Source organism: Roseibium algae (genome assembly GCF_037783265.1).
In the GTDB taxonomy this organism is placed as follows: Bacteria; Pseudomonadota; Alphaproteobacteria; order Rhizobiales; family Stappiaceae; genus Roseibium; species Roseibium algae.
Genome location: NZ_JBAKIA010000002.1, coordinates 537,643 through 548,580 on the forward strand (window position 1 = coordinate 537,643; position 10,938 = coordinate 548,580).

Sequence of the window (10,938 nt, forward strand, 5' to 3'; positions counted from 1 at the left end):
GCGCACAACTAACGGAAAGGTTTCTCAGATGCGTGAGAACGGCACAATCAAATTTTTCAACTACGACCGTGGCTTTGGCTTTATCACCCCGGAAGATGGTGGCAAGGACGTATTTGTTCATGTGACCGCTTTTGAACAGGCTGGCATTCCCGCTCCTGAAGAAGGCGCAAAGGTAACGTTCGTTGCTGAAGATGACCGTCGCGGTCGCGGCAAGCAGGCTGCACAGCTCGAAATGGCCTAACAGGCTATTCGCTGAGGCCAATTGCAAAACGAATAGAAACGCCGACGATTTCGTCGGCGTTTTTTGTACTCATACTGTCACGAAACCAACCAGCGTCAGTCATCACTCTCAAGGTCATAAGCATTGCGCAGGTCTTCCAGCGCCTGCATGCGCCTCTGGCTGTATTCGGCATTCTCCCGGGTCACACCAGCAATCAGCACTTCCGCGATGGCCATCAGCGCCGCACTGGAATCCCATGGTGAGGGAACGGCCACGCGAGCAGGTAAAACATAACTGGCGATCCGTCCAATCGGCGACATCCAGCTGTCCGTAATGAGGGTCACCGTCGCTCCCTGCTTGGCAGCAGCTTCGGCAAACTGAATGATCTCGGTCTGATACCGGCGTATATCAAACACCACGATAACGTCTTTGGGACCGATCCCGATCAACTGATCGAGCCAATTCCCCTGCTGACCAGCAACATGCAGCACATTGGAACGCACGATCCTGAGATGAGCCGCCATATATCGCGCCAGCGCATCTGTAAAACGACCACCGATCAAATGAAGCGTCTTCTTTTCGTCGGCAAGCAACCGGATCATTCCCGCGAGTTCACTCTTTGGCAGATGTGCGAGCGTCTCGCGGACATTCTCGACAAGCTTTTCAACCATCGGATCTGCGCTGGCGACAGCCCCTGAATCCATGGCAGAGCTTCGCGCCAAAGGCGTGTTGAGCTGATTTTCCAACTCGCGGCGCAGTTGGTTCTGAAACTCGGCAAACCCTGGAAGGCCAAGCCTTGCAACGAACCTTAAAATCGTCGGTGAGCTGACGCCTGCAGCAGCCGCAAATTGAGCGACGGTTCCAAGACCCTGCATAGGGTAATTAGCCAGAAAAGCATGTGCAGCTTTACGCTCGGTCGCCGTAAACTCTTCCAACCGGTCGTGGATTTCCTCAAGCAGCGGCCGTTCCATCATCTGCCCTTCCCTTTTGCAGTATCAGCTCAGATTTTCGTCATCGGGCATCACGATTTATGTTTGACTTGACGGTCAAGAATGTATCAAATCATACAAAATTTGATCGCCGATGCAATTCTGTAATAAAAAGTACAATCGTTAATGCAGATCAAAAAACAATGCGCAAACTGGTTAGGGGCCAGCTGATGACAATCGGAATACCGGGGAACGATCCGTTTGATCCGGTTACGATCTTGAACAAGGACGGAACCAGCCCCTTCGTGTTGGTCTGCGAACATGCAAGCAATTTCCGGCCTGCTGCTTACGGCGACCTGGGCCTCAAGGCTTCAGATCTCGAAGCTCACATTGCCTGGGACCCAGGTGCTTTGGGTGTCTCAACCGAATTGTCGAAGCTTCTTGATGCCCCCCTGGTACACTCCAATGTCTCCCGGTTGATCATTGACTGCAATCGCGCAGAGGATGCACATGACCTTGTGCCATCATGCAGCGAATTGACCAACATTCCAAAGAACATGGGCATTGATTCAGAAGAACGCTCCCGCCGGATTGCGCTGTCTCATGCGCCGTTCCATGCCGCTGTCGAGGCGATCATTGAGGACCGCCTTGCCATGGGCAAGGAGACAGCCATCGTTTCACTCCACAGTTACACACCTATCTACAAAGGCTTTTCGCGCCCTTGGGAAATAGGTCTGATTTATGGCCAGGACGCCTCGCTGGCAAAGCCTGCACTCAAGGCGTTGAACGCCACGCCTTACAACGTTGGTGACAATGAGCCCTATTCGCCGTCAGATGGCGTCTACTACACTTTGCACAGACATGGCGAAGCGCGAGGGCTGAAATCACTGATGATCGAAATCCGCAATGACGAGATCGCCGATACAGCCTCTGAGTCAGCCTGGGCAAAACGGCTTGCCCCGATCCTGACAGAAGCGCTTGAACTGTCCGGAGGTGACAATGCGTAAGGCAGCTTGCCTCTATGTGAAAACCGTTGACAGCTTCAACCGTGGTCTCGGCAAAGTCATCATGTGGGGCGTCTTTGTCATGGCAGGAATCCTGCTGTGGTCCTCCATCTCCAAGACCTTTTTCAACCCGTCACTTTGGACGTTGGAAGTCGCCCAGTTCGCCATGGTCGGCTACTATGTTCTGGGTGGGCCTTACTCGATCCAAATGGGTTCGAACGTCCGAATGGATCTTTTTTATGCGGAATGGTCGCTCAAGAAGAAAGCATGGTTCGACGCTTTCACAGTGTTCTTGCTGCTGTTTTATCTTGGTGTCCTGATACACGGCGCGCTCGGCTCCCTGGCCTATTCGCTGGGCTACTTCGGCAAACAGCCGTTGATGTTCTTTGTTGATCTGATCTTTGCCTTCGTGACCGGTGGTCCCGATGCGGCCTCCGAAGTCACGGGCTATATCGAACGCAGTCCGACCGCCTGGCGGCCATACCTGTGGCCGGTCAAACTCGTCATGCTGACCGGATTCTTCCTCATGCTCCTGCAGTCTGTCTCTGAGCTGCTCAAGGATATTGCCCGCATACAGGGGGAGGATGTCTAATGTCCTATGAGATGATCGCCATCCTGATGTTCTCGTCGATGATGCTGATGCTTTTGACCGGGCAGAGGGTATTTGGCGCAATTGGCGGAATTGCCGCCATCGCGGCCATCACCCTTTGGGGTACAGGCGGCGGCGACATACCTTTCTCAGCCTCGATGAAGCTGATGAAATGGTATCCACTGCTCACGCTGCCCATGTTCATTTTCATGGGCTACATCCTGTCGGAAACTAAGATTGCCGACGACCTCTACAAGATGTTCCACGTCTGGATGGGTCCAATCAGCGGAGGCCTGGCCATCGGAACAATCTTCCTGATGGTGCTCGTCTCAGCCATGAATGGCTTATCCGTTGCCGGAATGGCCATTGGCGCGACGATTGCCCTGCCCGAACTCCTCAAGCGGGGCTATGACAAACGTATGGTGACAGGGGTGATCCAGGCCGGCTCATCGCTTGGGATCCTGGTTCCTCCGTCTGTCGTTCTTGTGCTCTACGCCATGATCGCGCGTGCCCCGGTCGGACAACTCTGGCTCGCTGGTGTGTTTCCTGGCCTGATGATGGCAGGCCTTTTCATCCTCTACATAGCGATCCGCTGCAAGTTTCAGCCCCACCTTGGGCCGCCTTTGCCTGCGGAAGAACGCAATGTCAGCAAGGCCGAGAAATATCGCCTGTTGCTCTCCGGTATTCTGCCTGTCGTGATTTTCGCCGCGATGATGGTCCCGTTCCTGATGGGCAAGACCAGCCTTGTTGAAAGCTCTGCAATTGGCGCTCTGACGGCCCTGGTCGCGTCCATCGTCAAGCGCCGTTTGACCCTGCCAATTCTGATCGCCTGCCTGAAGAAAACCCTCGGGATTTCCTGCATGTTCATGTGGATCATCCTGGCAGCACTCGGATTCGGGGCTGTGTTCGACGGGATTGGTGCGGTCAAGGCGATTGAAGACGTCTTCACCAATCAGTTGGGTCTGGATCCATGGATGATCCTGATCCTCATGCAGCTGTCATTCTTGTTGATGGGAACATTCCTGGATGACACGGCCATGCTGGTGATTGTGGCACCGCTTTATGTTCCGCTGGTTCAGGCTCTTGGATTCGACCTGATCTGGTACGGCGTGCTTTATACGATCACGACCCAGATCGCATATATGACGCCGCCGTTTGGCTACAATCTGTTCTTGATGCGCGCTATGGCACCTCCGGAAATCTCCATGCGCGATATCTACGCCTCCATAACGCCTTTTGTGCTGGTCATGATCCTGTCTTTGATCATCGTCATGGCGTTTCCGGACATCGCCCTGTGGCTGCCAAACTATGTTTACGGCCGGTAGCCAAGCCGATTTAGATAACACAAAGACAACAATCTGGGAGACAGACGTGTTGTAATTCGGTTCCCTCAAAACAAACGCCAAAAGGCCGGGGAACCACAATGTCCATACCTTCAGAAGGGGAGTACTACCATATGACCAATAGACGTGATTTTCTCAAGAAGGCCGGTGTTGGCAGTGTTGCCGCTGCTGGGGCTGCGACTCTCGCCGCTCCTGCAGTTCATGCTCAGGCTCCAATCAAATGGCGCATGCAGACCTATGCAGGTCCGGCTCTTGCCGAACATGTTGTCAAGCCAGCCATTGACGCCTTCAACAAGGCAGCCAACGGCGAAATGGTGATCGAGCTGTACACAGCCGATCAGCTGGTTCCGACCGGGGAACTGTTCCGCGCCATGCAGAACGGTACAATCGACGCAGTGCAGTCCGATGATGACTCCATGGCCTCCCCGACTGAAGTCACCGTTTTCGGCGGCTACTTCCCATTCGCCTCGCGCTATTCGCTCGACGTGCCAGTGCTGTTCAACCAGTACGGCCTGAACGAAATCTGGGACGCCGAATACTCCAAGGTTGGTGTCAAGCACATCTCCGCTGGTTCATGGGATCCATGCCACTTTGCAACCAAGGACCCAATCCGGTCCCTGGCTGATCTGAAAGGCAAGCGCGTCTTTACCTTCCCGACAGCTGGTCGCTTCATGTCCCAGTTTGGCGTTGTTCCTGTCACCCTGCCTTGGGAAGACATCGAAGTTGCCGTTCAGACCGGCGAACTCGACGGCATCGCATGGTCGGGCATCACCGAGGATTACACCGTTGGTTGGGCAGACGTGACCAACTACTTCCTGACCAACAATATCTCAGGTGCTTGGGCTGGGTCGTTCTTCGCCAACATGGAGCGCTGGAACGAACTTCCCGATCACCTGAAGACCCTTGTCCAGCTGGCCATGGATTCTTCGCATTACCATCGTCAGTGGTGGTACTGGGGCGGTGAAGCCTCCCTTCGCGTTGAAGGCACAAAGATGGAACTGACCACCATTCCGGATGAAGAATGGGCCACTGTTGAAGCTGCTGCTCTGACGTTCTGGGACGAAATTGCTGCAGAGTCCGAGACCAAGGCAAAGGTCATCGAGATCTTCAAGAAGTACAATGCAAACATGCAGAAAGCTGGCCGCCCGTATCGCTACGGCTAAGCCTTTCTCATAATTTCCAGTCCGGGGCCTCGGCTCCGGACTGGTCTTTCCAGACACGAAACACACTTGAACGGACCTGACCCCATGGCTGGCAACTTGACTATCGACGCTTTGAAAGCAGCAGTCTCCGGCGGAGAAATCGACACCGTCCTGACCTGTCTTGTCGACATGCAGGGCCGCCTGATGGGAAAACGGTTTCACGCTCAGCATTTCCTCAACAGCGCCTGGGAAGAGACCCATTGCTGTAACTATCTGCTTGCGACGGACCTGGAAATGTACACCGTCGAGGGATATGCCTCGACAAGCTGGCAAAGCGGCTATGGCGATTACGTCATGAAACCGGACCTCTCGACACTGCGCTATGTGCCGTGGCTGGAAGGGACCGCCATGGTTTTATGCGATGTGCTTGACCACAATACGCATGAAGATGTGCCGCATTCCCCCCGCGCCATGCTGAAAAAACAGATTGCCCGACTGGCGGAAATGGGCCTGACGCCGATGATGGCAACAGAGCTTGAGTTCTTCCTGTTCGAGAAGAGCTTCGACGAGATGCGCAAATCGGGTTACCGGGATCTGGAGCCAATCTCCGGCTACAACGAAGATTACCATATCCTGCAGACCACCAAGGAAGAGGACGTGATGCGCCCGGTGCGCAACCATCTCTTCAATGCTGGTATTCCTGTCGAGAACACCAAGGGTGAAGCGGAAGCGGGCCAGGAAGAGCTGAACATCAAATACGCTACCGCTCTGGATTGCGCCGACTACCATACGATCTCAAAGCACGCGGTGAAGGAAATCGCCTGGTCGAAAGGCCGTTCCGTAAGCTTCCTGGCCAAGTGGCACAAGGATCGGGTCGGCAGCTCGTCTCATGTTCACCAGTCGCTCTGGAACGAAGATGGCCAGAACATCTTCTGCGACGACAACGGCGAACACGGCATGTCGGACACCATGCGGCATTACATGGCTGGCCTGATCAAGTATGCGCCGGAATACACCTATTTTCTGGCCCCCTACATCAACAGCTACAAGCGCTTCCAGAAGGGCACATTTGCGCCGACCAAGACCGTCTGGTCAGTCGACAACCGCACAGCCGGGTTCCGTCTTTGTGGTGAGGGTAGCAAAGCGCTCAGGGTCGAATGCCGCATCGGCGGATCGGACCTGAACCCATATCTGGCGCTGGCTGTTCAAATCGCTGCCGGGATCAAGGGCATGGACGAAAAGCTTGAGCTTGCCCCTGCCTCGACCGGCGATGTGTATGAAGACAAAGACGCCGGTGAAATTCCGTACAGCCTGCGCGAAGCACGACACACCCTGAACGGCTCAACCTTCCTGCGCGATGCTTTCTCGGATGCTGTCGTCGATCACTATGTTCATGCTGCGGACTGGGAAATCGAGGAATTCGACAAGGTCGTGACCGACTACGAAATTGCCCGAGGGTTTGAGCGCGCTTGATCAACAGCTCTGCCTTGCGGCGAAAAGACCGGCCTGATTGACGGCCAAACATCAACGAACTGACCAATGCCGCACATATAACCACGCGGCCCTTAGAGGTGCATAATGTCTGATACGATCAAGCTCGTCTCTCCTGTCGACGGTTCGATCTATATGGAACGCCCGGCGTTGAATGAAGCCGCGGTGGACAAGGCCGTCTCGGCTGCGCGCACGGCTCAGGCTAGCTGGGCAAATGTCCCGCTCGACGAACGTGTCGCCTATTGCATGAAGGCGCTCGACGCTCTGAAATCCATGAACGATGAAATTGTTCCGGAGATTGCCTGGCAGATGGGTCGCCCGATCCGGTTTGGCGGCGAATACGGCGGCGTGGATGAACGCACCCGGCATATGACTGGCATTGCAGCGGATGCACTCGCCACCATCGAGCGGACTGACAAGCCCGGCTTCAAACGTTATCTGAAACACGTGCCGCTTGGCATCGTGATGGTGATTGCCCCTTGGAACTATCCGTTCATGACGGCCATCAACACAATCATGCCTGCCTTGATGGCTGGCAACATGGTGATCCTCAAGCACGCAGCGCAGACGCTCTTGGTCGGCGAACGCCTCGCCAAGGCCTTCGAGATGGCCGGATTGCCCAAGGATGTCTTCCAGAACATTGTCCTGACCCATTCAGGAACGGAAAAACTGCTCGGCTCCGGCCTGATCGACCATGTGAATTTCACTGGTTCGGTCAACGGCGGCAAAGCCATCGAAAAGGCACTGGCTGGCACATTCGCGACGCTCGGGCTGGAACTTGGCGGTAAAGACCCTGCTTATGTGCGGGCCGACGCAGACCTCGACTACACAATCGGCAATCTGGTTGACGGCGCCTTCTTCAACTCAGGCCAGTGCTGCTGCGGCATCGAACGTATTTATGTTCACGAAAGCCAGTATGACCGGTTCGTCGATGGCTTCGTTGACATCACCAACCAGTACAAACTCGGCAACCCGCTGGATGAGGCCACCACGCTTGGCCCCATGGCGCAGACACGATTTGCCAGCTGGGTGCGCGAACAGACCCAGGAGGCCATCCGCAAGGGTGCAAAAGCTAACATCGACACCTCCAAATTTGATGCTGACAAAGACGGCACGCCTTATCTCGCACCCCAGGTTCTGACCAATGTGGATCACCAGATGTCCGTGATGCGCGAGGAAAGCTTCGGCCCGGTCGTCGGCATCATGAAGGTCAAGGACGATGCAGAAGCGCTGCAGTTGATGAACGACAGTCCCTATGGTCTGACCGCATCACTTTGGACAGAAGATGTGAAAACTGCCGAGGAAATTGCAGATCAGATCGAGACTGGCATGGTCTTCATGAACCGCTGCGATTACGTCGATCCGGGTCTCGTCTGGACAGGTGTCAAAGACACAGGCAAGGGCGCAGCCATGTCCGAGATCGGCTTCCATAATCTGACACGGCCCAAAGCCTATCATTTCAAGCTCGAGCACTAGCTCGAAACCTTTATGTGCAACCTCTCATAGACTGATGACGCTCATGAGCACTCTTCCTTCCGTCAACTGGTCCTATCCAACCGCGATACGTTTCGGCGTTGGCCGGATCAAGGAACTTCCCGAAGCGGTCAAGGCCGCCGGGATGTCCAACCCGCTGCTGGTCACCGACCCCGGCCTTGCTGGTCTGCCTATGGTTTCTGACGCCATCGCCAGCCTGAAAGCCGCTGGCTTGAATGCTGCGGTTTTCTCCGAGGTCAAGCCAAACCCCGTCGATGGCAACATCACCGCAGGCGTCCAAGCCTATAAGGCCGGCAACCACGACGGCGTCATTGCCTTCGGTGGTGGCTCCGGCCTGGATGCAGGCAAGCTGATCGCCTTTATGTCCGGTCAGACCCGGCCGATCTGGGACTTTGAAGATATTGGCGACTGGTGGACACGCGCTGATGCCTCAGGCATCGCGCCAATCATCGCGGTCCCGACCACCGCTGGTACAGGCTCCGAAGTCGGGCGTGCTGGTGTTGTCACCAACTCGGAAACACACACCAAGAAGGTCATCTTCCACCCGAAGATGCTGCCTGAGACCGTCATTTGTGATCCCGAGCTAACGGCTGGCATGCCGCGGATGATCACCATCGGCACAGGAATGGACGCTCTTGCCCATTGCCTGGAGGCGTATTCCTCGCCGTTCTATCATCCAATGTCCGAGGGCATCGCGATTGAAGGCATTCGACTGGTTCTGGAAAACCTTCCCAAGGTTGCAGCGGACGGTTCAGACCTTGAAGCACGCGGTCACCTCATGAGTGCTGCGGCCATGGGCGCGGTCGCCTTCCAGAAAGGCCTTGGTGCCATCCACTCCCTGTCACATCCCGTGGGGGCGCTGTATGACACCCACCACGGCATGACCAACGCCGTCTTCATGCCCTATGTGCTGCAGTTCAACAAAGCAGCCATCGAAGAGAAATTCACCCGTTTGGCTGGCTTCCTCGGCATCGAAGGCGGGTATCAGGGCATTCTCGATCTGGTCCTGAAACTGCGCGAAGACCTCGGCGTTCCTCACACATTGGCTGGGCTTAACGTTGACGGCAAAAAACGTGAGCTGATTGCCGAGATGGCTGTGGTTGATCCGACAGCTGGCGGAAACCCGGTCAAATTGACCAAGGAGGGTGCGCTGGAGATCTTCGACAAGGCTCTTTCTGGCGAAGCCTGACATCTCATATACAAAAAAATTACCAGCCGCCTTTCCAATCGAGAGGCGGCTGTTTCTGTTTTAAGTATGCAACAACATTTGCATCTTGAAATGAAATTGTATCGATCTGTATCAGATCCCTATTCCGGCATAATTCCTAGACAGCAGCCAACTAGATGATCTTAGGTGTTCAATAAATTTCAAACATGGAGAGCCAAATGCCATCCACCTTATCCCGATATTCCACGCCCTTTATAACCGGCCTTTTCCTTGTCTCACTTGTATCGGGAATTGCCCTGTTTTTCCATTGGGGCACAGGCATGTTCCACGGCGTGCATGAATGGCTCAGCATGGTCCTCATCCTTCCATTTATTTTGCACATCTGGAAGAACTGGCGGCCATTCGTCGCCTATTTCAAGCGTCTTCCCATGGCTCTGGCCCTGATCATTTCCATCGTCGCATCCCTCCCTTTCATGTTCCCGTCCAAGAGCAATAGCGGTGGAAACCCGCTGGTTGCCGTGGCCATGAGCGTTCAGAACGGTTCTGTTCCGACTGTGGCAGATCTCTACGGCCTGGCACCTGATGTGCTCGCGGGGGAACTTGTGACCGCTGGCTATACGGTCACCTCCCCTGAACAAACACTCGCCGATATCGCGAAAGCCAGCGGGAAGAACAGTCGTGACATGATCAACTTTCTCTCTGGCCTGTCGCAGAAGAACCTCTCGCCCAGCTGATGTTCTCCTAAACCGACTCGCCGCCAGCTCGGTAGACCCTAGCCAGATCCCTGAGCTGGAACAATTCGTCATCTTCAAGGTTCATCAATTCGAACGATGCTGCCAGGTTCTCGACATAGTCGATGTTCGGCCCAAGGAAGCCCTCAGCCCCAGCAATACGCCGAGCAGTTTCTTCAAGGCTCATAGGCGGTAGAAGCAGTGGATTGTCACGATTGACGACGAAAGCCATGGCCTCAACAGAGCCTAATTCAGTTTCCATCTCCAGGAATTCTGGTGTGTAGGAATGCATCAGCATTTCTCGCCGCCAGACAAAATGGCTTTCTTCTTCCAAACGCTCCGCCTCGATACGGAACACGAGCCCATTGCACTGACCGCCGGTATCAAGCCCGGCCATCAGACCTGGTCGCTCGGCTGTTCCACGGCCCACTTCCGATTGAAGGCAGAAGCGTCTGTGATAGCCAGTCAGACTTGCCCGACGAACTTCGGAGAAGTGAAACGCCGGGTCCCACATCAAAGAGCCATAGGCAAAGACCCAAATGTCTGATCCCCATCGGTCCTTGAGTGTGTCCAGTCGTGAGGTTTCACGCTCCTCGTCACTCCGACGCCAAGTGTCCGGCAATCCTCTGGCCTTCATCTCGGCATCTATTACAGAGAAGTCCAATGTTCTGAAACGAGAGAGTTCCGGCTTGATGATCTTGTCCCGAAGCCTTGGATGGTGCCTGAATGGGTCCGAGTGATCCGGCATATTACTTCAATTCCCAAATTTGATCAGCTAACGCTCATCACCTGCACCCAAATTTCAATGCAATCGCGATTAACCTAAC

At 54.8% G+C, this 10,938-nt stretch carries 11 protein-coding genes; 9 read left to right on the top strand and 2 right to left on the bottom strand.

Annotated elements, in window-relative coordinates; translation table 11 throughout:
• Nucleotides 1-28 precede the first annotated feature (28 nt).
• Nucleotides 29-241 (top strand): cold-shock protein, encoded by a 213-nt coding sequence (locus V6575_RS06135; protein WP_340273277.1) that lies wholly within the window; start codon nucleotides 29-31, stop codon nucleotides 239-241.
• Between the two features lie 95 nt (nucleotides 242-336).
• On the opposite strand, the gene V6575_RS06140 is transcribed toward V6575_RS06135, so the two are convergent.
• Nucleotides 337-1,194: a MurR/RpiR family transcriptional regulator gene (locus V6575_RS06140; RefSeq protein ID WP_340273278.1), complete on the bottom strand. Its 858-nt coding sequence runs from the start codon at nucleotides 1,192-1,194 to the stop codon at nucleotides 337-339.
• 185 nt (nucleotides 1,195-1,379) lie between these two features.
• Between V6575_RS06140 and V6575_RS06145 the strand changes: the two genes are divergently transcribed.
• The 8 genes from V6575_RS06145 to V6575_RS06180 all read left to right on the top strand — a co-directional run bounded on the left by V6575_RS06145 (nucleotide 1,380) and on the right by V6575_RS06180 (nucleotide 10,114).
• The gene (locus V6575_RS06145; protein WP_340273279.1) at nucleotides 1,380-2,156 is read left to right on the top strand and encodes an N-formylglutamate amidohydrolase; all 777 of its coding nucleotides are present in this window, start codon (nucleotides 1,380-1,382) and stop codon (nucleotides 2,154-2,156) included.
• On the top strand, nucleotides 2,149-2,745 hold the full coding sequence (locus tag V6575_RS06150) for a TRAP transporter small permease subunit (protein WP_340273282.1): 597 nt from the start codon (nucleotides 2,149-2,151) through the stop codon (nucleotides 2,743-2,745). Before V6575_RS06145 ends, V6575_RS06150 begins: the two co-directional genes overlap by 8 nt.
• The gene (locus tag V6575_RS06155; protein ID WP_340273286.1) at nucleotides 2,745-4,067 is read left to right on the top strand and encodes a TRAP transporter large permease; all 1,323 of its coding nucleotides are present in this window, start codon (nucleotides 2,745-2,747) and stop codon (nucleotides 4,065-4,067) included. The genes V6575_RS06150 and V6575_RS06155 overlap by 1 nt, the downstream gene beginning before the upstream one ends.
• Nucleotides 4,068-4,198: 131 nt before the next feature.
• Nucleotides 4,199-5,248 carry a TRAP transporter substrate-binding protein gene (locus V6575_RS06160; RefSeq protein ID WP_340273287.1) on the top strand — a complete coding sequence of 350 codons (1,050 nt, stop codon included), beginning with the start codon at nucleotides 4,199-4,201 and terminating at the stop codon, nucleotides 5,246-5,248.
• A gap of 84 nt (nucleotides 5,249-5,332) precedes the next feature.
• Nucleotides 5,333-6,700 carry a glutamine synthetase family protein gene (locus V6575_RS06165; RefSeq protein ID WP_340273288.1) on the top strand — a complete coding sequence of 456 codons (1,368 nt, stop codon included), beginning with the start codon at nucleotides 5,333-5,335 and terminating at the stop codon, nucleotides 6,698-6,700.
• Between the two features lie 105 nt (nucleotides 6,701-6,805).
• Nucleotides 6,806-8,194, top strand: coding sequence for an aldehyde dehydrogenase family protein (locus V6575_RS06170; RefSeq protein ID WP_340273289.1), 1,389 nt, complete (start codon nucleotides 6,806-6,808; stop codon nucleotides 8,192-8,194).
• A gap of 43 nt (nucleotides 8,195-8,237) precedes the next feature.
• Nucleotides 8,238-9,401 (top strand): iron-containing alcohol dehydrogenase, encoded by a 1,164-nt coding sequence (locus V6575_RS06175; RefSeq protein WP_340273291.1) that lies wholly within the window; start codon nucleotides 8,238-8,240, stop codon nucleotides 9,399-9,401.
• Nucleotides 9,402-9,598: 197 nt separating this feature from the next.
• Complete coding sequence (locus V6575_RS06180) at nucleotides 9,599-10,114, top strand: DUF4405 domain-containing protein (protein WP_340273292.1); 516 nt, start codon at nucleotides 9,599-9,601, stop codon at nucleotides 10,112-10,114.
• 7 nt (nucleotides 10,115-10,121) lie between these two features.
• Here the strand turns inward: V6575_RS06180 and V6575_RS06185 are convergent, their stop codons facing one another.
• Nucleotides 10,122-10,859 (bottom strand): gamma-glutamylcyclotransferase, encoded by a 738-nt coding sequence (locus tag V6575_RS06185; protein WP_340273293.1) that lies wholly within the window; start codon nucleotides 10,857-10,859, stop codon nucleotides 10,122-10,124.
• Nucleotides 10,860-10,938: the final 79 nt, after the last annotated feature.

Excerpts from the sequence above, each read along its gene's own strand:
- V6575_RS06170 (WP_340273289.1), top strand. The coding sequence starts at position 6,806 with ATGTCTGATACGATCAAGCTCGTCTCTCCTGTCGACGGTTCGATCTAT.
- V6575_RS06160 (WP_340273287.1), top strand. The coding sequence starts at position 4,199 with ATGACCAATAGACGTGATTTTCTCAAGAAGGCCGGTGTTGGCAGTGTT.
- V6575_RS06140 (WP_340273278.1), bottom strand. The coding sequence starts at position 1,194 with ATGATGGAACGGCCGCTGCTTGAGGAAATCCACGACCGGTTGGAAGAG.
- V6575_RS06165 (WP_340273288.1), top strand. The coding sequence starts at position 5,333 with ATGGCTGGCAACTTGACTATCGACGCTTTGAAAGCAGCAGTCTCCGGC.
- V6575_RS06155 (WP_340273286.1), top strand. The coding sequence starts at position 2,745 with ATGTCCTATGAGATGATCGCCATCCTGATGTTCTCGTCGATGATGCTG.
- V6575_RS06135 (WP_340273277.1), top strand. The coding sequence starts at position 29 with ATGCGTGAGAACGGCACAATCAAATTTTTCAACTACGACCGTGGCTTT.
- V6575_RS06180 (WP_340273292.1), top strand. The coding sequence starts at position 9,599 with ATGCCATCCACCTTATCCCGATATTCCACGCCCTTTATAACCGGCCTT.
- V6575_RS06150 (WP_340273282.1), top strand. The coding sequence starts at position 2,149 with ATGCGTAAGGCAGCTTGCCTCTATGTGAAAACCGTTGACAGCTTCAAC.
- V6575_RS06145 (WP_340273279.1), top strand. The coding sequence starts at position 1,380 with ATGACAATCGGAATACCGGGGAACGATCCGTTTGATCCGGTTACGATC.
- V6575_RS06185 (WP_340273293.1), bottom strand. The coding sequence starts at position 10,859 with ATGCCGGATCACTCGGACCCATTCAGGCACCATCCAAGGCTTCGGGAC.
- V6575_RS06175 (WP_340273291.1), top strand. The coding sequence starts at position 8,238 with ATGAGCACTCTTCCTTCCGTCAACTGGTCCTATCCAACCGCGATACGT.